Annotated in this window: 19 protein-coding genes and 2 rRNA genes; 16 read left to right on the top strand and 5 right to left on the bottom strand. The window is 69.6% G+C overall.

Going from position 1 to position 21,884, the window contains the following annotated elements:
- Positions 1-313 precede the first annotated feature (313 nt).
- The 10 genes from CP969_RS22065 (at position 314) to CP969_RS22110 (ending at position 10,739) form a co-directional block, all read left to right on the top strand.
- Positions 314-3,441, top strand: a 23S ribosomal RNA gene (locus tag CP969_RS22065).
- Between the two features lie 70 nt (positions 3,442-3,511).
- Positions 3,512-3,627 (top strand): 5S ribosomal RNA (rrf, locus tag CP969_RS22070).
- Between the two features lie 62 nt (positions 3,628-3,689).
- Complete coding sequence (locus CP969_RS22075) at positions 3,690-4,376, top strand: HAD family hydrolase (RefSeq protein ID WP_004984907.1); 687 nt, start codon at positions 3,690-3,692, stop codon at positions 4,374-4,376.
- Positions 4,377-4,436: 60 nt separating this feature from the next.
- Positions 4,437-5,681, top strand: coding sequence for an MFS transporter (locus tag CP969_RS22080; RefSeq protein WP_086019010.1), 1,245 nt, complete (start codon positions 4,437-4,439; stop codon positions 5,679-5,681).
- Positions 5,632-6,804: an acetoin utilization protein AcuC gene (locus CP969_RS22085; protein WP_078495513.1), complete on the top strand. Its 1,173-nt coding sequence runs from the start codon at positions 5,632-5,634 to the stop codon at positions 6,802-6,804. Before CP969_RS22080 ends, CP969_RS22085 begins: the two co-directional genes overlap by 50 nt.
- Positions 6,805-6,905: 101 nt before the next feature.
- Positions 6,906-7,721, top strand: coding sequence for a phosphatase (locus CP969_RS22090; protein WP_026084980.1), 816 nt, complete (start codon positions 6,906-6,908; stop codon positions 7,719-7,721).
- Between the two features lie 129 nt (positions 7,722-7,850).
- A complete protein-coding gene (locus CP969_RS22095) occupies positions 7,851-8,063 on the top strand; it encodes a helix-turn-helix domain-containing protein (RefSeq protein ID WP_004984898.1) in 213 nt (70 codons plus the stop codon).
- A gap of 154 nt (positions 8,064-8,217) precedes the next feature.
- Entirely contained in the window at positions 8,218-8,316 is a 99-nt protein-coding gene (locus CP969_RS22100; RefSeq protein WP_003948845.1) for a 30S ribosomal protein bS22, read from the top strand.
- Positions 8,317-8,577: 261 nt separating this feature from the next.
- Positions 8,578-9,639, top strand: a complete 1,062-nt coding sequence (locus CP969_RS22105) for an NAD-dependent epimerase/dehydratase family protein (protein WP_026084979.1) — start codon at positions 8,578-8,580, stop codon at positions 9,637-9,639.
- A 14-nt stretch (positions 9,640-9,653) separates the two neighbouring features.
- Complete coding sequence (locus CP969_RS22110) at positions 9,654-10,739, top strand: lysophospholipid acyltransferase family protein (protein ID WP_016825169.1); 1,086 nt, start codon at positions 9,654-9,656, stop codon at positions 10,737-10,739.
- Positions 10,740-10,863: 124 nt separating this feature from the next.
- Here CP969_RS22110 and CP969_RS22115 read toward each other — a convergent pair whose 3' ends face one another.
- The 3 genes from CP969_RS22115 to CP969_RS22125 form a co-directional block, all read right to left on the bottom strand.
- Positions 10,864-12,108 carry a DUF5667 domain-containing protein gene (locus CP969_RS22115; protein WP_016825168.1) on the bottom strand — a complete coding sequence of 415 codons (1,245 nt, stop codon included), beginning with the start codon at positions 12,106-12,108 and terminating at the stop codon, positions 10,864-10,866.
- 241 nt (positions 12,109-12,349) lie between these two features.
- Positions 12,350-13,180 (bottom strand): ECF subfamily RNA polymerase sigma factor, BldN family, encoded by an 831-nt coding sequence (locus tag CP969_RS22120; RefSeq protein WP_078495373.1) that lies wholly within the window; start codon positions 13,178-13,180, stop codon positions 12,350-12,352.
- Between the two features lie 355 nt (positions 13,181-13,535).
- The gene (locus CP969_RS22125; protein ID WP_004984874.1) at positions 13,536-14,447 is read right to left on the bottom strand and encodes an HAD family hydrolase; all 912 of its coding nucleotides are present in this window, start codon (positions 14,445-14,447) and stop codon (positions 13,536-13,538) included.
- 105 nt (positions 14,448-14,552) lie between these two features.
- Here CP969_RS22125 and CP969_RS22130 point away from each other — a divergent pair, with 105 nt between their 5' ends.
- From CP969_RS22130 to CP969_RS22150, 5 genes are all read left to right on the top strand, one after another.
- Positions 14,553-14,834: a glutaredoxin family protein gene (locus CP969_RS22130; protein WP_016825166.1), complete on the top strand. Its 282-nt coding sequence runs from the start codon at positions 14,553-14,555 to the stop codon at positions 14,832-14,834.
- A gap of 318 nt (positions 14,835-15,152) precedes the next feature.
- Positions 15,153-15,926 (top strand): redox-sensing transcriptional repressor Rex, encoded by a 774-nt coding sequence (locus CP969_RS22135; protein ID WP_004984868.1) that lies wholly within the window; start codon positions 15,153-15,155, stop codon positions 15,924-15,926.
- Positions 15,923-17,626: a glutamyl-tRNA reductase gene (locus CP969_RS22140; protein WP_016825164.1), complete on the top strand. Its 1,704-nt coding sequence runs from the start codon at positions 15,923-15,925 to the stop codon at positions 17,624-17,626. The genes CP969_RS22135 and CP969_RS22140 overlap by 4 nt, the downstream gene beginning before the upstream one ends.
- On the top strand, positions 17,623-18,582 hold the full coding sequence (hemC, locus tag CP969_RS22145) for a hydroxymethylbilane synthase (RefSeq protein ID WP_004984864.1): 960 nt from the start codon (positions 17,623-17,625) through the stop codon (positions 18,580-18,582). Before CP969_RS22140 ends, hemC begins: the two co-directional genes overlap by 4 nt.
- Positions 18,579-20,297: a bifunctional uroporphyrinogen-III C-methyltransferase/uroporphyrinogen-III synthase gene (locus CP969_RS22150; RefSeq protein WP_016825163.1), complete on the top strand. Its 1,719-nt coding sequence runs from the start codon at positions 18,579-18,581 to the stop codon at positions 20,295-20,297. Before hemC ends, CP969_RS22150 begins: the two co-directional genes overlap by 4 nt.
- Positions 20,298-20,373: 76 nt before the next feature.
- Here CP969_RS22150 and CP969_RS22155 read toward each other — a convergent pair whose 3' ends face one another.
- Together CP969_RS22155 and CP969_RS22160 are read right to left on the bottom strand one after the other, a co-directional pair.
- A complete protein-coding gene (locus tag CP969_RS22155) occupies positions 20,374-20,580 on the bottom strand; it encodes a DUF397 domain-containing protein (protein ID WP_016825161.1) in 207 nt (68 codons plus the stop codon).
- Positions 20,577-21,410, bottom strand: a complete 834-nt coding sequence (locus tag CP969_RS22160; RefSeq protein WP_026084978.1) for a helix-turn-helix domain-containing protein — start codon at positions 21,408-21,410, stop codon at positions 20,577-20,579. The genes CP969_RS22155 and CP969_RS22160 overlap by 4 nt, the downstream gene beginning before the upstream one ends.
- Before the next feature lie 207 nt (positions 21,411-21,617).
- Here CP969_RS22160 and CP969_RS22165 point away from each other — a divergent pair, with 207 nt between their 5' ends.
- Positions 21,618-21,884, top strand: coding sequence for a putative ATP-grasp-modified RiPP (locus CP969_RS22165; protein ID WP_016825158.1), 267 nt, complete (start codon positions 21,618-21,620; stop codon positions 21,882-21,884).

The following is a 21,884-nucleotide window of genomic DNA, read 5'->3' on the forward strand; positions in this document are numbered from 1 at the left end:
AGCACTTCTCACCGCGTCCCTTAGGGATCGCGGTCAGAGGCCAGTCCATCGGCGCACGTCCGATGCTGGTGGCTCATGGGTGGAACGTTGACTACTCGGTCGGACCTCGGGTCGGAGACTGCCAGTACTGCTCGCAAGGGCGTGGAACGCATGATCTTCGGACGGGTCCGGTCCGGGCACGCTGTTGGGTGTCTGAGGGCACGGCCGCCAGGCCGGGTCTTCGGTCGCCGGCCCCGGTGCAGCACCGCGTGAGCGGTGTGTGACGGGTGGCTGGTCGTTGTTTGAGAACTGCACAGTGGACGCGAGCATCTGTGGCCAAGTTTTTAAGGGCGCACGGTGGATGCCTTGGCACCAGGAACCGATGAAGGACGTGGGAGGCCACGATAGGCCCCGGGGAGCCGTCAACCAGGCTGTGATCCGGGGGTGTCCGAATGGGGAAACCCGGCAGTCGTCATGGGCTGTCACCCGCTGCTGAACACATAGGCAGTGCGGAGGGAACGCGGGGAAGTGAAACATCTCAGTACCCGCAGGAAGAGAAAACAACCGTGATTCCGGGAGTAGTGGCGAGCGAAACCGGATGAGGCCAAACCGCAGGCGTGTGAGACCCGGCAGGGGTTGCGCATGCGGGGTTGTGGGATCTCTCTTCCACGGTCTGCCGGCCGTGGGACGAGTCAGAAACCGTTGGCGTAGGCGAAGGACATGCGAAAGGTCCGGCGCAGAGGGTAAGACCCCCGTAGCCGAAACGTCAGCGGCTCGTTGGAGAGACACCCAAGTAGCACGGGGCCCGAGAAATCCCGTGTGAATCCGGCGGGACCACCCGCCAAGCCTAAATATTCCCTGGTGACCGATAGCGGAGAGTACCGTGAGGGAATGGTGAAAAGTACCCCGGGAGGGGAGTGAAATAGTACCTGAAACCGTGTGCCTACAAGCCGTGGGAGCGTCGCGTTGAGTGCTTGCGCTCAACGTCGTGACTGCGTGCCTTTTGAAGAATGAGCCTGCGAGTTTGCGGTGTGTTGCGAGGTTAACCCGGGTGGGGAAGCCGTAGCGAAAGCGAGTCCGAACAGGGCGGTTTCAGTAGCACGCTCAAGACCCGAAGCGGAGTGATCTAGCCATGGGCAGGTTGAAGCGGAGGTAAGACTTCGTGGAGGACCGAACCCACCAGGGTTGAAAACCTGGGGGATGACCTGTGGTTAGGGGTGAAAGGCCAATCAAACTCCGTGATAGCTGGTTCTCCCCGAAATGCATTTAGGTGCAGCGTCGTGTGTTTCTTGCCGGAGGTAGAGCACTGGATAGGCGATGGGCCCTACCGGGTTACTGACCTTAGCCAAACTCCGAATGCCGGCAAGTGAGAGCGCGGCAGTGAGACCGTGGGGGATAAGCTCCATGGTCGAGAGGGAAACAGCCCAGAGCATCGACTAAGGCCCCCAAGCGTACGCTAAGTGGGAAAGGATGTGGAGTCGCAGAGACAACCAGGAGGTTGGCTTAGAAGCAGCCACCCTTGAAAGAGTGCGTAATAGCTCACTGGTCTAGTGATTCCGCGCCGACAATGTAGCGGGGCTCAAGCGTACCGCCGAAGTCGTGTCATTGCGATATGTACCCCCAACGGGGATCGTGATGGGTAGGGGAGCGTCGTGTGCCGGGTGAAGCAGCCGCGGAAGCGAGTTGTGGACGGTTCACGAGTGAGAATGCAGGCATGAGTAGCGATTCACACGTGAGAAACGTGTGCGCCGATTGACTAAGGGTTCCTGGGTCAAGCTGATCTGCCCAGGGTAAGTCGGGACCTAAGGCGAGGCCGACAGGCGTAGTCGATGGATAACCGGTTGATATTCCGGTACCCGCGGTGCAGCGCCAGACACCGAATCCAGTGATGCTAAGCCCGTGAAGCCGCCGGCCGAGTCTTCGGACGAGGCCGGAGTGGTGGAGCCGGTGACCCGAGCTGGTAGTAGGTGAGTGATGGGGTGACGCAGGAAGGCAGTCCAGCCCGGGCGGTGGTTGTCCCGGGGTAAGGGTGTAGGACGTCAGGTAGGCAAATCCGCCTGGCACATCGTCTGAGACCCGATGCCGAGCCGATTGCGGCGAAGTGGATGATCCTATGCTGTCGAGAAAAGCCTCTAGCGAGTTGCACGGCGGCCCGTACCCGAAACCGACTCAGGTGGTCAGGTAGAGAATACCGAGGCGTTCGGGTGAACTATGGTTAAGGAACTCGGCAAAATGCCCCCGTAACTTCGGGAGAAGGGGGGCCATCACTGGTGATCCGGCTTTGCCCGGTGAGCTGGGGGTGGCCGCAGAGACCAGCGAGAAGCGACTGTTTACTAAAAACACAGGTCCGTGCGAAGCCGTAAGGCGAGGTATACGGACTGACGCCTGCCCGGTGCTGGAACGTTAAGGGGACCGGTCAGCTCCACTTCGGTGGGGCGAAGCTGAGAACTTAAGCGCCAGTAAACGGCGGTGGTAACTATAACCATCCTAAGGTAGCGAAATTCCTTGTCGGGTAAGTTCCGACCTGCACGAATGGCGTAACGACTTCTCGACTGTCTCAACCATAGGCCCGGTGAAATTGCACTACGAGTAAAGATGCTCGTTTCGCGCAGCAGGACGGAAAGACCCCGGGACCTTTACTACAGTTTGATATTGGTGTTCGGTTCGGCTTGTGTAGGATAGCTGGGAGACTGTGAAGCGGCCACGCCAGTGGTCGTGGAGTCGTCGTTGAAATACCAGTCTGGTCGTGCTGGATGTCTAACCTGGGTCCGTGATCCGGATCAGGGACAGTGTCTGATGGGTAGTTTAACTGGGGCGGTTGCCTCCTAAAGGGTAACGGAGGCGCCCAAAGGTTCCCTCAGCCTGGTTGGCAATCAGGTGGTGAGTGTAAGTGCACAAGGGAGCTTGACTGTGAGACCGACGGGTCGAGCAGGGACGAAAGTCGGGACTAGTGATCCGGCGGTGGCTTGTGGAAGCGCCGTCGCTCAACGGATAAAAGGTACCCCGGGGATAACAGGCTGATCTTCCCCAAGAGTCCATATCGACGGGATGGTTTGGCACCTCGATGTCGGCTCGTCGCATCCTGGGGCTGGAGTCGGTCCCAAGGGTTGGGCTGTTCGCCCATTAAAGCGGTACGCGAGCTGGGTTTAGAACGTCGTGAGACAGTTCGGTCCCTATCCGCTGTGCGCGCAGGAGTCTTGAGAAGGGCTGTCCCTAGTACGAGAGGACCGGGACGGACGAACCTCTGGTGTGCCAGTTGTCCTGCCAAGGGCATGGCTGGTTGGCTACGTTCGGGAGGGATAACCGCTGAAAGCATCTAAGCGGGAAGCCTGCTTCGAGATGAGGACTCCCACCCACTTGATGGGGTAAGGCTCCCAGCAGACGACTGGGTTGATAGGCCGGATCTGGAAGCACGGTAACGTGTGGAGGTGACCGGTACTAATAGGCCGAGGGCTTGTCCTCAGCTGCTCGCGTCCACTGTGTTGGTTCTGAAACCACGAACAGCCAACGGTTGTTGATTGTTTCATAGTGTTTCGGTGGTCATAGCGTAGGGGAAACGCCCGGTTACATTCCGAACCCGGAAGCTAAGCCCTACCGCGCCGATGGTACTGCAGGGGGACCCTGTGGGAGAGTAGGACGCCGCCGAACAATTCTTATGGAAATCCCCCGTGCCATTCGGCACGGGGGATTTCTGCGTTTAGGGTCGGGTCATGCGCTATGATCTCGTCATCTTCGACAACGACGGTGTTCTCGTCGACAGCGAACCCCTTTCCAACCGGCTTCTCGCCGCTTATCTCACCGAGCTCGGGCACCCCACGTCGTACGAGGACTCCATCCGCGACTACATGGGTTCCGCCATGCATCGTGTGCACGACCTCGTCGCGGAGCGGACCGGGCGGCGGTTGCCGGCGGACTTCGACGACGTGTTCCACGCTCGGGTCTTCGCGGCCTTCGAGCGGGAGTTGAAGCCGGTGACGGGTGCCGTGGACGTGCTCGAGAGGCTGACCGAGGACGCGGTGCCGTACTGCGTGGCCTCGTCCGGGAGTCATGAGCGGATCCGGGTGGGGCACCGGGCGACGGGGCTCGACCGGTGGTTCGACGATGCGCGGATCTTCAGTTCGCAGGACGTGGGACGCGGGAAGCCGGCGCCGGATCTGTTCCTGTACGCGGCCGAGCGGATGGGGGTCGCACCCGACCGGTGCGTGGTCGTCGAGGACAGTCCACTGGGCGTCCGGGCGGCGGTCGCGGCCGGGATGGACGTGTACGGGTTCACCGCGATGACGCCCGCGGAGAAGCTCGTCGGGACCACTCGACTCTTCGGGAGCATGCGGGAGTTGGCCGAGCTGCTCGACGGAGACCGGAGCGGGCACCGGGGCAGGGACCGACGCGGAAACTGAACCCGATTCACCTTTGGCCGGATCTACCCACGGGTACGCCGGAGCCCTACGCTCGCCGCCATGACTGATGTGCTGCGGCGCGGCAGGCTCTCGCTGGCGTTCGGCTTCCTCGTCCAGGGCGTCGCCTTCGCTCTGCTCGTGACGCGGATTCCGGCCGTCCAGGACCGGTACGGGGTCTCCGACGCGCTGCTGCCCGCCTTCCTCGCCGCCGTGCCGATCCTGGCCGGCATCGGGAGCGTCGCGACGGAGCGGCTGGTGAGGCGGGTGCCGCCGAGCCGGGTGCTGCGGTGGTCGCAGCCGGTGGTGCTGCTGGCGCTGCTGGGAGTCGGGGCGGGGGAGCACCTGGCCGGACTGGGCGTGGCGCTGGCCGCCTTCGGACTGGCCGTGGGGGCGCTGGACGCCTCGATGAACATGCTCGGGGTGGGTCTGCAGCGGGCGTACGGACGCAGCATCATGCTCGGGTTCCACGCCGCGTACAGCCTGGGCGGGATCGCAGGGGCGTCGCTCGCCTGGGTGGGGGCGCACGAGGGGCTGGCGCTGTGGGTGTCGTACCTGCCGGTGGTGCTGGTGCTGCTGCCGGCCGCGCTGGTCGGGAGCCGGTGGTACGTCGACGGGGGCGGCGAACCCGGGGCGGAGGGCGCGGCGCCCGGAGGCGGGGCGGGGAAGGGTGCGGCCGTCGGGCTCGGATGGCTGGTGCCGTTGTGCCTGGTGATGACGGTGGCGTACATCGGGGACTCGACGGTGTCCAACTGGAGCGCGAAGTACCTCCAGGACGTGCTGGGCGGCTCGGAGCAGCTGGCGACCGTTCCGTACAACGTCTACATGGTCACCACGCTGCTGGGGCGGACGGTCGGGGACGTCGGGGTGCGGCGGTTCGGGGCGGTGGCGGTCGTGCGGGCCGGGGCGCTGGTGGCGGCGGTGGGGTTCGCCGTGGTGGCCGGGGCGCCCGGGGCGTGGGTGGGGATGCTGGGGTTCACACTGCTGGGGCTGGGGCTCTGCGTGCTGGTGCCGCAGACGTTCGCGGCGGCGGGGCGGCGCGCCTTCGAACTGCACGGCCCGGGGGCTTCGGACGCGGCCGTGGCGCGTCTCAACGTCTTCAATTACGTGGGTTTCCTGATCGGTTCGCCGCTGGTCGGAGTGCTCGGCGACGTCTGGAGCTACCGCGGGGCGATGCTCGTTCCGATGGTGCTGGTCCTGGTGACACTCGTGTACGCCAAGTCGTTCGCGCCTCAACCGGACCGATACGGTGGCGGGCATGAGCGGCCGCGCACAGCTGATGTGGGACGAGGCAGTAACGGGCTATGACTTCGGCCGGGACCATCCGATGGACCCGGTCCGGCTCGCCCTGACCCGGAGTCTGGTCGGGGCCCTCGGGCTCGACCGCGAGGTGGAGGTGGTCGCGGCGAAGGCGGCCGGGGAGTCGACGCTGCGGCTCGTCCACCGGGAGGACTACATCGACGCGGTGAAGGCCGCGTCGGCGGACCCGGCGACCGCGGACCAGGCGTACGGGCTGGGCACGCTCGACGATCCCGCGTTCGCCGGGATGCACGAGGTGTCGGCGCTGATCGCCGGGCAGTCGGTGGGGGCGGCGGAGGCCGTGTGGCGGGGGGACGCGCTGCACGCGGTGAACTTCGCGGGCGGGCTGCACCACGCGATGCCGGGGGCCGCCTCCGGCTTCTGCGTGTACAACGACGCCTCGCTGGCCATCGCCCGGCTGCTGGAGCTGGGGGCCGAGCGGGTCGCGTACATCGATGTCGACGTGCACCACGGGGACGGGGTGCAGGCGGCGTTCTGGGAGGACCCGCGGGTGCTGACGATCTCGCTGCACGAGCATCCGCGGACGTTGTTCCCGCAGACCGGGTGGCCGGAGGAGACGGGGGCGGAGAACGCGGAGGGCAGCGCGGTCAACGTGGCCCTGCCGGCCGGGACCGGGGACGCCGGATGGCTGCGGGCGTTCCACGCCGTGGTGCCGGAGCTGCTGGCCCAGTTCCGGCCGCAGGTGTTGGTGACGCAGCACGGCGCCGACACGCACTTCGAGGATCCGCTGGCGCACCTGGCGGTGTCGCTGGACGCCCAGCGCGCGGTGCAGATGGCCTGCCACGAGCTGGCGCACACCCACGCCGACGGGCGGTGGGTGGCGCTGGGCGGCGGCGGGTACGCGGTGGTGGAGGTCGTGCCGCGGTCCTGGACCCATCTGGTGGGCATCGCGGCCGGACGGCCCGTGGATCCCACGACGATGATCCCCGAGGCCTGGCGGCAGGAGGTCTATGCCCGGACCCGGCAGCCGGCGCCGCGGCGGATGACCGACGGGCGGTGGCCGGTCTCCTGGTCCGCGTGGGACGAGGGGTACGACCCGGCGGACCGCCTGGACCAGGCGATCCTGGCGGTGCGGCGCGCGGTGTTCCCGCTGCGCGGGCTGCTGGCGTAGGCCCGGCACGGGTCCCGGGGACCCCGGGACCGTTACGCCGACCGTGCGGTGTTCGCCGGTTCCGGGCGCGGCCGGCCCCCGTGTCCCGCACCATCGTGTCCGTGCCGTCCTCCGCCGACCTCCGCGCCCATCTCCTGGCGGCCCGGCTCGCCGGTGTCGTGGGTACCACGCGGGAGGAGAGCCTGCGGAGCTATCGGCTGTTCGCCGCCCGGGACCCCCGGATGCTGATCGGTCTGGATCCCGAAGGGGCGTGGGAGGAGCGGGAACTGCTCGCGTTGATGGCGGACAGGTGCGGGGTTTCGGCCGATCCCGGTCGCACCTCCGGCCACGAGGTGATCGACCCCGAGCGGACCCTGGCCGCCCTGGACGCCTGTGCGGGACGGTTGGCGGTGGCCGCCCGTCGTGGTGCGCCCGTGCTGCTCGGCACCGGTCACCCGCACCGGCTGCTCGGCTTCTACGCCGCTCTGGCAGACGCGCTGTCGGCGGCGGGATGTGCCGTCCTCACTCCGGCGAAGGGTCGCTCTGTCGACATAACGACCCGGTTCGGCCTACGCACGTACAACCTCGACTACGTACGGGGAGTCGGACTCGTCCGCCAAGCCGCCCCGCGACGCCCCGGTCGTGAGCCCGGCGCGCACACGCACTCCCCCCTCCCGGTTCGGACCGCGCTCGACGCGGCCGCGGCGGCCGGCGGGCCGCTTCCGGAGCTGGTGATCGGGGACCACGGCTGGGCCTGCGGGGCAGGTCAGCTGGGGTTCGAGGCCGTCGCGCTGGCCGATGTGAACGACCCGGCCCCGTTCGTCGGGGAGGCCGAGGGCGCGGTGTCCGTCGTCGTTCCACTTGATGACGGCGTGCGGTCCGGTTACTACCTGCCGCTGACCCGCTACATACTCAAACGGGCGTGTCTGTCGCAGTAGGCCGCTGATGGGTGCACCTCTTCCCCACTCGCATCACCCGCCCCTACATTGGGGAGTGAGCACGCAGCGACGAAGAGTCACCGGAAGGGGAAGCCGGTGGCCGTCGAGTGCGGAAGGTTCAGGTGTGTCATGGCTGCAGCTGGCGAGAGGCCTCTGAACGAGGTTCAGTTCCTTACCGTGGCGGAAGTCGCCTCGGTGATGCGAGTGTCGAAGATGACCGTGTACCGGCTGGTGCACAGCGGTCATCTGCCCGCGATTCGGGTGGGGCGGTCCTTCCGCGTCCCCGAGCAAGCGGTTCACGAGTACCTCCGCGAGAGCTACGTGGGGGTGGAAACCGCCTGACGGCGCGTCGGGGAGTCCTGTTCCGAGCACTCACGGGACTCCCCGGCCTCCTCGATTACGACCTCAGCGCTCGGGCGGGTAGGCTAGCCCCTCGTAGGTCGTGTGGGCCCATGGCGCCCAAACACCGAGTGATGAGAAGTGAGCGAGGGTAGTCGTGGGCTCTGTTATCAAGAAGCGGCGCAAGCGGATGGCCAAGAAGAAGCACCGCAAGCTGCTCAAGCGCACGCGCGTTCAGCGTCGCAACAAGAAGTAAGCGACGACGCGGAAGCGTGTCCAGTGGCCCTCCACCGCACTCCGGTGGGGGGCCGCTGTCGTCTCGCGGGCGTTCCCCGTGTTTCCCGGACGTCTCCGTGTTTTCCCGGACGTCCCCTGGGTTCCCGGGCGGTGGGGAGTCCGGCCGGGTTCGTTCGTACGTCCGGGGCTGTCGTCACTTCGTGCATCGGGTGGGCACCACAGAGCGACGGCGACCCGCTAAGTTGACCGTCGGGGGCAGGGCGAGAGAAAGGCGCTGATCTTGGGAAAGGTCGTGCTCGTGACCGGAGTGGCCCGTCAGCTGGGAGGCCGCTTCGTCCGGCGGATCCAGCGTGACCCCGAGGTGGAACGGGTCGTCGCGGTGGACGCGGTCGCGCCCGAGCACCACCTGGGCGGCGCCGACTTCGTCCAGGCCGACATCCGCCAGCCCACCATCGCGCGGGTGCTCGCCGAGACGGGGGCCGACACGGTCGTCCACCTCGACGTCACGGGCACGCCGCTCGGCAGCGGCGGCCGGGCCGCGCTCAAGGAGACCAACGTCATCGGCACCATGCAACTGCTCGGTGCCTGCCAGAAGTCCCCGCACGTCAAACGGCTGGTCGTGAAGTCCAGTACGAACGTCTACGGTTCCGCGCCCCGCGACCCGGCGGTCTTCACCGAGACGACCCCGCCCAAGTCCCTGCCCAGCGGCGGTTTCGCGAAGGACACGGTCGAGGTGGAGGGCTACGTGCGCGGGTTCGCGCGCCGCCGCCCGGACGTCGCGGTGTGCGTGCTGAGGTTCGCCAACATCCTGGGCCCCACCGCGGACAGCCCGCTCGCCGCGTACTTCTCGCTGCCGGTCCTGCCGACCGTGCTCGGATACGACCCGCGGCTGCAGTTCGTGCACGAGGACGACGTGATCGAGGTGCTGCGGATCGGCTCGCACGAACCGAGGCGCTCCACGCTCAACAGCGGCACCTTCAACATCGCCGGCGACGGCGTCCTGCTGCTCTCCCAGTGCTCCCGGCGGCTCGGGCGGCCCACCGTGCCCCTGCTGCTTCCCGCGGTCACCTGGGCGGGTTCGCTGGTGCGTACGCTGGGAATGACGGATTTCTCGCCCGAGCAGATCCGGCTGCTCACGCACGGGCGGGTGGTGGCGACGGACCAGATGCGCGAGACGTTGGGCTTCACCCCGAAGTACACGACTGCGGAAACGTTTGGGGACTTCGTGCGCAGCCGCGGCCCCGGTCTGCTTCCGCCCGAGGCCCTCGCGAGGGCCGTCGACCGGATCGCCGCGCTGCCCCTGCCGGGCAGCGGTCACTCCCCGACGCAGAGCGCCAACTGAGGAGCGCAGCAACGATGGCGGACGCCAAGGTCATTCCGTTCGACGACGACCGCTCCCGTGGGGGCGCCGCGCAGCGCCCGCCGCGCCGCCGGGGTGGTGCGGGGAGCCGGCGCCCGGGCGCGCAGCCCGCGGCGGTGGGGGAGGTGCAGCCCCTGCCGGGTGTGGAGTCCGCGCGGGAGGACGCTCCCGTGCCCCGGGGAGAGGAATCGTCCCCGCAGTCGGCCGAAGAATCGTCCCCGCAGCCGTCCGGTGACGGCGTCGGCGAACTGGAACGGCGGGTCGCGAGCGGTCTGGCCTTCCTGCGCCGCCGCCTCACCGGGGACTACGAGGTCGACGACTTCGGCTACGACGAGGAGCTCACCTCCCAGGTCCTGATGTCCCTGCTGCGCCCGGTGTACGAGAAGTACTTCCGGGTGGAGGTGAAGGGCATCGAGAACATCCCGTCGAAGGGCGGCGCCCTGATCGTCGCCAACCACTCCGGGACGCTGCCGCTGGACGGCCTGATGATGCAGGTCGCCGTGCACGACCACCATCCGGCCGACCGCCACCTGCGGCTGCTCGCGGCCGACCTGGTGTTCGTGCTGCCGGTGGTGAACGAACTGGCCCGCAAGCTCGGTCACACCCTGGCCTGCGCGGAGGACGCCGAACGCCTCCTCGGCCAGGGCGAGCTGGTGGGGGTGATGCCGGAGGGCTTCAAGGGCATCGGCAAGCCCTTCGGGGAGCGGTACAAGCTCCAGCGGTTCGGCCGGGGCGGGTTCGTGTCCACCGCGCTGCGCCAGGGCGTCCCGATCGTCCCGTGCTCGATCGTCGGGGCGGAGGAGATCTACCCGATGATCGGCAACGCGAAGACGCTCGCGAGGCTGCTGGGTTTCCCGTACTTCCCGCTGACGCCGACCTTCCCGTGGCTGGGGCCGCTCGGGGCGATCCCGCTGCCCACGAAGTGGACCATCCAGTTCGGGGAGGCGATCCCGACGGACGGGTACCCGCCGGAGGCGGCGGAGGACCCGATGCTGATGTTCAACCTGACCGACCAGGTGCGGGAGCAGATCCAGCACACGCTGTACAAGCTGCTGGTCCAGCGGCGGTCGGTGTTCTTCTGAGGCGGTTTCAGTGGGGGTGTTCTCCCGAGGCGGGTCCCGCAGGACACGCGTACGGGGCCGGGGGCGCTCCTCGAAGGGAACGCCCCCGGCCCCCGTACGGCGGGGTCCCGCTGCCGTGCGGTCCCTACTCCGCGTCCTGGCCGTTGATGCCCAGTCCCGGGAGCAGACCGGGCAGGAGCGGCGGGAGGGTGACGTCGGGCGGGGAGGGCGGGGTGACGCCTCCCGGGGCCTGCGGTGGCGTGTCGGTGCCGCTCTCCCGGGGCGGGTCGAGCAGGTCGCCGGTGTTGCCGCCGAGCAGGCCGTCGTTCTCGGCGTCGGTGCCGGCGGAGCTGCTGGGCCCCTGGTTGCCGGTGCCGCTCCCGTCGGAGGCGCCGCTGTCGCTGCCGGTGCTGGGCGCCGGTGAGGGGCCCGTGGCGGACGGGGTGCCGGGCGTCGGGTCGGAGCCGCGCTGCCGCTCGCTGTCGCCGTCCTTCCGGGACGGGGGCGCGGGGAGCAGGGACTGCAGCGGGGCGACGTCCTGCTCTATGGCGTCGAACACCGACGACACCTGCTCACTGACGTCCCCCAACTGCACCGGCAGTTGGTCGCGCAGGGTGCCCCAGGTCTCGCGGTGCGCGTGGGAGAAGGAGGAGAGCGTCCGCATGGGGTCCAGGGAGTCCGGGTCGCGCTCGTAGGCCTCGCGCAGCAGCCGGTGGCCCTCGGAGGCGTCGTGCCGCATGCCGGACAGGGTGCGGCGGATCTCGCCGAGGGATTCGTGGTCGAGCGGGCCGCTGCGTCCGCGCTCCATCAGCCGACGGGCCTCGCTGAGGCGGGTGGAGGCGTGGTCGAGGTGGATCCGGCCGCGCTCGGTGTTGTCGTCGGCGAGGCCGAGCCTGACGTCCTCGATGCCGCGCTTGAGGCCGTAGAGGGATTCGCCGGGCAGGGCGTCGGAACTGGCGGCGGCGGCTCCGCCGAGGGCGCCGGCGGCGACACCGACGCTGAGTCCGCCCGCGGTGAGCCCTTTGGCCAGCCGTGAGCGCGGTCGCAGTCTGCCCAGGGGGGTCGCCCGGTGGGTGCCCCGGGCCCGGCGCGAGCGCTGTTCGGGCACGGACCGGTCCGTCGCCTCGCCCGCCGCGGTGCCCTCTTGGAGCATGGCCTCGAACGCGGCCACCAACTGGGCCCGCTGGACGACCTTGACCTCGGGGTCCAGCTCCGGCTTGGGCAGTGCGCCGAGACCGGAGGCGAGCGTGAGCAGCCGTGCCCGCTCGCTCTCCCCGGTGGCCGGGGCCGGTCCTTCGGACTGCTCGGCCGCCGGGTCCCGGTCGGACTGCTCCTCCAGGGCCTGGGCGAAGGCGTTCGCCCGCCGGTGCGCCGATACGTTCGCGATCACTGGCGGCACCTCCTCTCGTCATGACGGTCGACTCCCCGGGGGGCCTGAGGGTTCCACACCCCGGCCGTGTCCACACGATCGGGTGATCGGAGCCGGTCAGGGGTGGCCGCAGGGAGCCTGTATCCCGCACAACGAGCGGCGCGGCACTTGGGTTACGGACACCGGACGACCGAATGGGGAAGCCAACTGGGTTTCACGGAGCGTGAGTTGGCTGTTCCGGAGAGTGCTCCGGCCGCTCCGGTCAGCGCGCGTCGTCCGGGAGGAGCCGGGCGAGGGTGCGGACGGCCCGGTACTGGAGGGTCTTGATGGCGCCCTCGTTCTTGCCCATCACGCGGGCGGTCTCGGCGACGGAGAGGCCCTGGAGGAATCGGAGCGTGACGCACTCCTGCTGTTGGGGGTTGAGTCGTCGTACGGCATCGAGGAGGGCGGCGTTGGACAGCGATTCGAGGACGGAGTCCTCGGGGGAGCGCTCGACCTCGTTGGCGTCGAGCATCTCCCCGGTGGTGACCTCGAGCCGGAAGCGGCTGGACTTGAAGTGGTCGGCGACCAGGTTGCGGGCGATGGTCACGAGCCAGGCGCCGAAGTCGCGCCCCTGCCAGGTGAAGGTGCCGATGCGGCGCAGCGCCCGCAGAAAGGTCTCGCTGGTGAGGTCCTCGGCGGTCGCCTTGCCGCCCACCCGGTAGTAGATGTACCGGTACACGGTGTCGCTGTACTGGTCGTAGAGCCGTCCGAAGGCCTCGGCCTCGCCGGCCTGGGCGCGCTCCACGAGGTCCATCATCCGGGCGCTGTCGCTGTCGGCGGCGGGACGGCGCGCGGCGGCCGGGCCGGAGGGGCGTCCCCGCCGGCCGACCGTCCGTCCGTCACCCGACCGCCGCCCCTCGACGACGGCGCTGCGCGCCGGCACCTGCTCGAGGCCGTCGGCGAGGGCGTAGCACGGACCGACGGGGGCGATGGCGAAAGCGGGGACGGTGTACGCGGTGGGGACGATGCCGCGCAACGTGTCCCGGGCCCTCACGACTGTCGCGCGCAGCGCAGCCAGGCCCGAGGCGTCAACCCCGACGTGTGGATACACGGGACTCCCAGAGGCAGAGCTTCCATCACGTGCAGTACGGAACCTTTCACCCGTCGTGGCGACGGAGGGGTACCGGTTTGCGTCTGAGGAGAATAACGCTTCGTACAGGTGCTGCTACGCCCAGTTGCTCAAATCGTCGATTACGTCGCTTCCGTAACCGGTTGACGTCCTTTCGCCCATCGGAGGGTGACCGATTGGTGACCGGAATTCTTCGTGTTCCGGTGCGGTACGGGACGAGTTGTGGCCGTGTGCAGCCAACAGGACTGGGCAGAGGGGTTGCGGGGTAGAGCGGTCGGATTGGCCGGGTTCCCCGGCGGGGCGGTGCTCCTGCCCCCGGACGATCGGGACGATCGTTTCAGCGGCGCTTGCGGTGCAGGGCGATGGCCGCCGCTGTGCCGCCCGCCACCGCACCCACGCCCGCCGCCGCGGGGATGCCGACCTTCGCCGCCTTGCGGCCGGTGCGGTAGTCGCGCAGCCGCCAGTCCATCCGGCGCGCGTGCTTGCGGAGCTTGGCGTCCGGGTTGATCGCGTACGGGTGGCCCACCAGCGACAGCATCGGGATGTCGTTGTGCGAATCGCTGTACGCCGCGCAGCGGCTCAGGTCCAGTTCCTCCGCGAGCGCCAGCGCGCGCACCGCCTCCGCCTTGGCCGGCCCGTGCAGCGGCTCGCCCACCAGCTTGCCCGTGTACACGCCGTCGATCGACTCCGCCACCGTGCCCAGCGCCCCGGTCAGCCCCAGTCGGCGCGCGATCACCTGGGCGATCTCCACCGGAGCCGCCGTGACCAGCCACACCCGCTGTCCGGCGTCCAGGTGCGCCTGGGCGAGCGCCCGCGTCCCCGGCCAGATCCGCTCGGCCATGTACTCGTCGTAGATCTCCTCGCCGATGGACTGCAGCTCGGAGACGCGGTGGCCCTGGACGATCGACAGGGCCGAGTCGCGGGCCTCCTGCATGTGCTCGGGGTCCTCGACGCCCGCCAGCCGGAACCACGCCTGCTGCCAGGCGAACCGCATCAGCTCGCGCGTCTCGAAGAACTTCCGCTTGTACAGGCCCCGCCCGAAGTGGAACAGGGCCGCGCCCTGCATCACCGTGTTGTCCAGGTCGAAGAACGCGGCGGCCCGGTCGTCGCCGTGAACCGGGAACTCCGGTTCGCGGTCGGAAACGTCCTGGGTGGATTTGCGTGCTGCCTCCGCAGAGGCCTCGCCTGCCAACACGCTCCGCGCCGTGGCGGGGCGCCTACGGGGAGTGAGCCATCCTAGAGCGGCCATGGCGTGAGCATAGCCAGTCCGGACGGTGGTTCCGGACCCGAGACGTTCGCACGTCGTGAACTCTTCGCGTCCGTGTCGTTAAGGCCGCGCGCGACAATGGCCGGTATGAGCCCTCTTTTCCGCCGCAACACCCCGGCCGCCCCGCGGGACCGGCTCGTCACCCTCGTCCGCAAGCCCGGCTGCCATCTGTGCGACGAAGCGCAGGTGGTGGTGGAGAAGGTGTGCGGTGAGCTCGGCGTCCGCTGGGAGCAGAAGGACATCACCCGGGACCCGGAGCTGCACGAGCAGTACTGGGAGCAGATCCCCGTCGTGCTCGTCGACGGCCGGCAGCACACCTTCTGGCGCGTGAACGAGGACCGCCTGCGCGGCGCCCTCACCGGTCCCTGAGGCGTTCGGGCCCCCGGACGATCAACTGACCGATCAGTCCAAACGGACCGGAAAGTCGCTTAGGATCGATGGTGACTTGGTCTCGGGGGCGGGATTCACAGAGGAAGGTGTGCGGTTTTGCCCCCAGAAGTCAAGGAGCGGCGGTGCGGGTGCGCCGGTTCCACGCAACGGCCCCGGGGTTTCGTGACCCCGGTCACGTTGGCCGGGCAAATCGGACACCATCTTTGTGCACGCGTTCACAAAGACATAGCCTGCATTCGACGGGGCGGTCCGGGGACGTATGACCGCCCGAAGCCCCGCTCTACCCGCAGGAGCACCGTGGCAACTGGCCGAACTCACCGACCGGCGACCCGTAGCCGAGGGATTCCCGAGGCCACCGTCGCCAGGCTTCCGCTGTACCTCCGCGCCCTCACCGCGCTCTCCGAGCGCTCGGTGCCCACGGTCTCCTCGGAGGAGCTGGCGGCCGCCGCGGGCGTCAACTCCGCGAAGCTGCGCAAAGACTTCTCCTACCTCGGTTCCTACGGGACCAGGGGCGTCGGCTACGACGTCGAGTATCTCGTGTACCAGATCTCCCGTGAACTCGGCCTGACCCAGGACTGGCCGGTTGTGATCGTAGGAATCGGCAACCTCGGTGCCGCGCTCGCCAACTACGGCGGGTTCGCCTCCCGTGGTTTCCGGGTCGCCGCGCTCATCGACGCCGACCCCGGGATGGCCGGAAAGCCCGTCGCCGGGATCCCGGTGCAGCACACCGACGAGCTGGAATCGATCATTCGGGACAACGGCGTCTCGATCGGCGTGATCGCGACCCCCGCGGGCGCCGCCCAGCAGGTCTGCGACCGGCTCGTGGCCGCCGGCGTCACCTCCATCCTGAACTTCGCGCCGACCGTGCTGTCCGTCCCGGACGGCGTCGACGTGCGCAAGGTGGACCTCTCCATCGAGCTGCAGATCCTCGCCTTCCACGAGCAGCGCAAGGCCGGCGAGGAGGCCACGACCGGAGTCGCCGCCGAGACCGCCGTCCCGGCCGCCGCCCGCGAGGAGTCCGGCACCGACCAGGGACCCGACGGGGACGTGCCCGCCGTGATGCCGGCATGAGTCTCCTCGTCGTCGGACTGAGCCACCGCAGCGCCCCGGTCAGCGTGCTGGAGCGGGCCTCGCTGCACCCGGACGCGCGGGCCAAGCTCGCGCAGGACACGGTCGCCGCCGAACCGGCCGCCGAGGCCGCGGTGCTCGCCACCTGCAACCGCATCGAGCTCTACGCCGACGTGGACAAGTTCCACGCCGGTGTCGCCGAGCTGTCCACGCTGCTGGCCCAGCACAGCGGGGTCGGCCTGGAGGAGCTCACTCCTTATCTTTATGTGCACTACGAGGACCGGGCCGTCCACCACCTGTTCTCGGTGGCCTGCGGACTGGACTCGATGGTCGTGGGCGAGGGCCAGATCCTCGGCCAGATCAAGGACTCGCTCGCCCGGTCCCAGGAGCTGCACACCGCCGGCCGGCTGCTGAACGACCTGTTCCAGCAGGCGCTCAGGGTCGGCAAGCGCGCCCACTCCGAGACCGGCATCGACCGCGCCGGGCAGTCCCTGGTCACCTTCGGCCTGGAGCAGCTCGCCGCCGGCACGGACGTCGGGAGCTGGGCCCGGGGCAAGAAGGCCCTGGTCATCGGCGCCGGTTCGATGTCCTCGCTGGCCGCGGCCACCCTCGCGCGGGCCGGTGTCGCCGAGATAGTCGTCGCCAACCGCACGCACGAGCGCGCCGAGCGCCTCACACAGATATTGACCGAGGACGACGACACGGACGTCCTGGCCCGCGCGGTACCGATGGGATCGGTGCCGGACGAGTTGACACGTGCCGACGTCGTCGTCTCCTGCACCGGCGCGACCGGGCTCGTCCTGACGGCCGACGCCGTCGCCGCCGCGGTGCGGGGCCGTACCGGCGAGCAGCCGGCCGTCGCCCCCGACGAGCGTTCCCCGGACGCACCGGCCCCGTCGGCGTCTCCCTCCGTCGGCGCCGAGGAAGGCTGCCCGCTGGACCTGTCCGCCGTGCAGCCCGGCTTCTCCGTGATGGGCGAGGCGGCCGTCGCCGGCATGGACGCGGCGACGCTGGAGCAGCACGCCGCATGGGTCGCCGGCGGCACGGTCGACCGCAGGGAGGCCGGGAAGCGCGGCCCCGAGGCCGACGCCGAGCTGATCGGCGCGCTGGCCGCCACCGCGACGAGCGCCGGCCGGATCCCCGAGCTGCGCCGCCCGGAGCCGGTGGCCGAGCCGCCGCGTCCGGAGCCCGTGCTGTTCCTGCTCGACCTCGCGATGCCGCGCGACGTCGACGCGGCCGTGCACCGCCTCGCCGGGGTGCGGCTGGTCGACATCGAATCGCTCGCGGAGGCCTCCGCGGACGCTCCGATGGCTGCCGATGTGGACCAGGTCAGGCGTATCGTCTCCGATGAGGTCGCGGCCTTCGGGGCGGCGCAGCGGGCGGCGCACATCACGCCGACCGTGGTCGCCCTGCGCACCATGGCCGCGGACGTGGTCGCCGGTGAGATCGCCCGCCTGGAGGGGCGACTGCCCGGCCTCGACGACAAGCACCGCGCGGAGATCACACAGACCGTACGGCGGGTGGTCGACAAGCTGTTGCACGCGCCGACCGTACGGGTCAAGCAGCTCGCCGCCGAGCCCGGCGGCGCCGGGTACGCCGACGCACTGCGCACCCTGTTCAACCTCGACCCCGAGACGGTGGCAGCCGTCTCCCGGGCCGGGGAAAGCACCGAGAAGAACCCAGAGAACCGAGGGCCGGCATGACTGAGAAGGCACTGAGGCTGGGGACCAGGCGCAGCAAGCTCGCCATGGCCCAGTCCGGCCAGGTGGCGGAAGCCGTGCGCCAGGTGACCGGACGGCCCGTCGAACTCGTCCCCATCACCACGTACGGCGACACCTCGCGCGAGCACCTCGCGCAGATCGGCGGCACGGGCGTGTTCGTGGCCGCGCTGAGGGAGGCGCTGGCACGCGGCGAGGTGGACTTCGCGGTGCACTCCCTGAAGGACATTCCGACCACGCAGCCCGACGAGCTGGTCGTGGCCGCCATTCCGGTGCGCGAGGACCCGCGGGACGTGATGGTGGGGCGCGACGTGCCCAAGTTCACCGACCTGCCGCGCGGCGCCCGCATCGGCACCGGTTCGCCGCGCCGCATGGCGCAGCTGAACGCGTACGCCCGCGCCCACGGCATGGAGATCGAGACGGTGCCGATCCGCGGGAACGTCGACACCCGGATCGGATACGTGCGCAGCGGTGAACTGGACGCCGTCGTGCTGGCCGCCGCCGGCATGAACCGGGTCGGCCGCAGCGAGGAGGTGACCGACTTCCTGTCGGTCGACACGGTTCTGCCCGCCCCCGGCCAGGGGGCCCTGGCGGTCGAGTGCACCGCGGACAACGCGCCACTGATCGCCGCGCTCGCCGAGCTCGACGACCCGCTCACCCGGGCCGCCGTGACGGCCGAGAGGTCACTGCTCGCCGCCCTGGAGGCCGGTTGCAGCGCCCCCGTGGGCGCGCTCGCCGACCTTTTGGGCGACGGGCAGACTGTCAAGGAAATGCGCCTGCGCGGCGTCGTCGGTACGACCGACGGCACCAAGCTGGTGCAGCTGTCCACCACCGGTCCCGTGCCCGAGACGCACGAGGCGGCGATGGCGCTCGGTAGCGAACTCGCCACCGAGATGCTGGCGCAGGGCGCGGCCGGTCTGATGGGGGAGCGAGCACATTGAGCCCCACCACCCTTCCCGCCCCTCCGGAACACGGGCACGTCACCTTCCTCGGTGCCGGACCCGGGGATCCGGGACTGCTGACTCTGCGCGCCGTGGAGGCGCTGGCGAACGCGGACGTCCTCGTCGCCGAGCACGAGGTGCTCGACGTCGTGCGTCCGCACGCCAAGCAGGGCGTCGCCGAGGTGCACACGGACACGGACGCGGCGGGTTCCTCCGCGTCGTCCGCTCCGGGCACGGGCACGCCCCAGTTGACGGTTATTGATGGTGCATCAACAACCGTCGCCGTCCCCGCGGCGAGGGATGCCGCACATCTTGTCATGGAGGCCGCGCGGGGCGGCAGGCGGGTCGTGCGTGCGGTGACCGGTGACCCCGGGCTCGACGTGTACGCCGCCGAGGAGATGCTGGCGTGCGCCGCGGCCGGGGTGCCCTTCGAGGTCGTCCCCGGCATCGCGACGGCGGTCGGCGTGCCCGCGTACGCCGGTGTGCCGCTGCGGGACGCCGAGGGCGCGGACGTGCGGTTCGTGGACGCGCGCACGGCGTCCGACCGCTGCTGGACGGAGGTCGGGGCGTCGGACGCCACGGTGGTCGTCTCCAGCACGCTCGACTCGGTCGCCGCCACGGCGGGCGAACTGGTGTCCGCCGGGCGCAAGCCCGACACCCCGATGACGGTGACCGTCGCCGGTACGACGACCCGGCAGCGCACCTGGACGGCGACGCTCGGCACGATCGCGCAGACGCTGAAGCAGGCGAAGGTGCTGCCGTCCCCGGACGGCGGCCGACCGGTGATAGCCGTGGTCGGTGAGCGCAGTGCCGCCGCCCAGCGCGACCGGCTGTCGTGGTTCGAGTCCAAGCCGCTGTTCGGCTGGAAGGTCCTCGTCCCGCGCACCAAGGAGCAGGCGGCGTCGCTCTCCGACCAGCTGCGGTCGTACGGGGCCGTGCCGCACGAGGTGCCGACCATCGCGGTCGAGCCGCCGCGCACGCCCCAGCAGATGGAGCGGGCGGTCAAGGGCCTGGTGACGGGCCGCTACGAGTGGATCGCGTTCACGTCCGTCAACGCGGTCAAGGCGGTCCGCGAGAAGTTCGAGGAGTACGGCCTCGACGCCCGTGCCTTCGCCGGGATCAAGGTCGCGGCGGTGGGCGACCAGACGGCCAAGGCCCTGATCGACTTCGGGGTGCGGCCGGACCTGGTGCCGAGCGGCGAGCAGTCGGCCCGCGGGCTCGTGGAGGACTGGCCTCCCTACGACCCGGTCTTCGACCCGATCGACCGGGTGTTCCTGCCGCGGGCCGACATCGCCACGGAGACGCTGGTCGCCGGTCTCATCGAGCTGGGCTGGGAGGTCGACGACGTCACGGCCTACCGGACCGTGCGCGCCTCGCCGCCGCCGGCGGAGACCCGTGAGGCGATCAAGGGCGGCGGCTTCGACGCGGTGATGTTCACGTCGTCGTCGACGGTGCGGAACCTGGTGGGCATCGCGGGCAAGCCGCACAACGTGACGGTCATCGCGTGCATCGGCCCGGCCACGGCCAAGACGGCCGAGGAGCACGGGCTGAGGGTCGACGTCATGGCCCCCGAGCCGTCGGTGCACAAGCTGGCGGAGGCGCTGGCGGACTTCGGCGCCCGGCGCCGCGCCGCCGCGATCGAGGCCGGCGACCCGGTGACCCGGCCGAGCGAGCGGCGGCCGGGGTCGCGCAGGCGGCGGTCGACGACCACCTGAGGCCGTCCGGCGGTGTGAACGACGCGGCGGAGCGCCCCCTCGCGGGGCGCTCCGCCGCGTTCGCGTCCGTTCCGCGTCAGTGGCCGGAGGCGTACGGGAGGAAAGCCGTCCAGGTGGCGGGGGCGAGGGCGAGGCGGGGGCCGTCCGGGTTCTTGGAGTCGCGGACGAGGATGCGGTCGGAGGCGGGGGCCATCTCGACGCAGTCGGGGCCCTCGTCCGTGCTGTAACTGCTCTTCGTCCACACAGTGTCGGGATCGGCTCCGGCGTAGGGCTCGAGGGTCATGTCTCTCCAAGCACTGTCTCGATGAGGGCCATCGACTCTCGTGGGCTGAGAGCCTGCGCCCGGATGGTCCCATAACGCATGTCGAGGAGCTGCACTTCCTTCGGATCGGCGATCACGCGGCTGATGTGCTGCACTTCGACGTGCCCGACCGTGCTGCCGTCCTTGAGCCTGAGCAGTCTGAAGGACCCGGCGAGACCCGAGTTCTCCTCGCGGCCCAGTGGAAGTACCTGAAGGTCGACATGCGGGAACTCGGCCACCTCCAACAGCCGTTCGAGTTGCCCACGCATGACCATCCTGCCCCCGATGGGCCGACGGAGCGTCGACTCGCACTGGACGAAACTGAAGAGGGGGCGGGCCGTCGTATCGCTGATGATCTCTTGACGTGCCACGCGGGCTGACAGCCGCTGTTCGAGTTCGTCCGTCGTGAAGGGAGGCCGACGAACGCTGAACACCGCCCGCGCGTACTCCGTGGTCTGCAACAGCCCATGGACGACGGAGTTGTTGTAGGCCCCCAGCTCGACGGCCTCCGCCTCCAGCTTCTTCAAGTCCCGCACCTTCTTCGGGTACCGAACCTCCGCCACGTCCTTCTTCATCGCGGCGATCTTGCCGCCCGCGCCCAGGACCTCGTCCGCCGCGTCCAAGTACTCAGGACGGGGAATCCGTCGTCCCCGCTCCACCGAGGAGACCAGCTCCTCCCCGTACTTGATCGCCGCCCCGAGCTCCGCCTGGGTGAGACCGGCCGCCTCGCGCCACAGCTTCAACTGCCGTGTGACCGTGCGCATCACGGCCCCGGCCTCTTCGTCGTCCAGCCCCGCTTCCCACCCGCTCATGCTCGCCGCCCTCCCGTCACGCGCCCTTCTCCGGCCCAACCCCGACCGTCCGTACCCGGTCACGCCGGGCAGCCCGTACAGAAACGGACGCCTCACGGACAGCCGCCGGACGTACGAGCCGCCCGCCTTAACGTGGTACGCACGCGTGAACACACTGGGTGACGCGAATCGGGAGAACACCGCATCGCAGAGAGAAGGGACAACCGCATGACGACGCTCACCCCCGAGGCCCCCTGGGCGCTGCGCCTGGTCACCGACCGGCTGCCGGTCGGGTCGCCGCCGTACGCGACGGTGACGCTCGACCCCGTCACGCAGACCGCCCGTTACACCGACGCGGCCGGGCGGCCGGTGGAGATGGGCAAGCACGGCACGTCGAGGACGACGAGCACCGCGTCGGTGTCCGGGGGCGGTGACGGGAGCGGCCCGCAGTCCCAGACGCAGGACGACAGCACCACCGACTACGAGTCGGACTGA

Origin of the sequence: Streptomyces viridosporus T7A, from assembly GCF_008704515.1 — a bacterium.
Taxonomy (GTDB): Bacteria; Actinomycetota; Actinomycetes; order Streptomycetales; family Streptomycetaceae; genus Streptomyces; species Streptomyces viridosporus.

Excerpts from the sequence above, each read along its gene's own strand:
- CP969_RS22130 (WP_016825166.1), top strand. The coding sequence starts at position 14,553 with ATGAGCCCTCTTTTCCGCCGCAACACCCCGGCCGCCCCGCGGGACCGG.
- CP969_RS22075 (WP_004984907.1), top strand. The coding sequence starts at position 3,690 with ATGCGCTATGATCTCGTCATCTTCGACAACGACGGTGTTCTCGTCGAC.
- CP969_RS22095 (WP_004984898.1), top strand. The coding sequence starts at position 7,851 with ATGGCTGCAGCTGGCGAGAGGCCTCTGAACGAGGTTCAGTTCCTTACC.
- CP969_RS22125 (WP_004984874.1), bottom strand. The coding sequence starts at position 14,447 with ATGGCCGCTCTAGGATGGCTCACTCCCCGTAGGCGCCCCGCCACGGCG.
- CP969_RS22155 (WP_016825161.1), bottom strand. The coding sequence starts at position 20,580 with ATGACCCTCGAGCCCTACGCCGGAGCCGATCCCGACACTGTGTGGACG.
- CP969_RS22140 (WP_016825164.1), top strand. The coding sequence starts at position 15,923 with ATGAGTCTCCTCGTCGTCGGACTGAGCCACCGCAGCGCCCCGGTCAGC.
- CP969_RS22080 (WP_086019010.1), top strand. The coding sequence starts at position 4,437 with ATGACTGATGTGCTGCGGCGCGGCAGGCTCTCGCTGGCGTTCGGCTTC.
- CP969_RS22160 (WP_026084978.1), bottom strand. The coding sequence starts at position 21,410 with ATGAGCGGGTGGGAAGCGGGGCTGGACGACGAAGAGGCCGGGGCCGTG.
- hemC (WP_004984864.1), top strand. The coding sequence starts at position 17,623 with ATGACTGAGAAGGCACTGAGGCTGGGGACCAGGCGCAGCAAGCTCGCC.
- CP969_RS22165 (WP_016825158.1), top strand. The coding sequence starts at position 21,618 with ATGACGACGCTCACCCCCGAGGCCCCCTGGGCGCTGCGCCTGGTCACC.
- CP969_RS22085 (WP_078495513.1), top strand. The coding sequence starts at position 5,632 with ATGAGCGGCCGCGCACAGCTGATGTGGGACGAGGCAGTAACGGGCTAT.
- CP969_RS22110 (WP_016825169.1), top strand. The coding sequence starts at position 9,654 with ATGGCGGACGCCAAGGTCATTCCGTTCGACGACGACCGCTCCCGTGGG.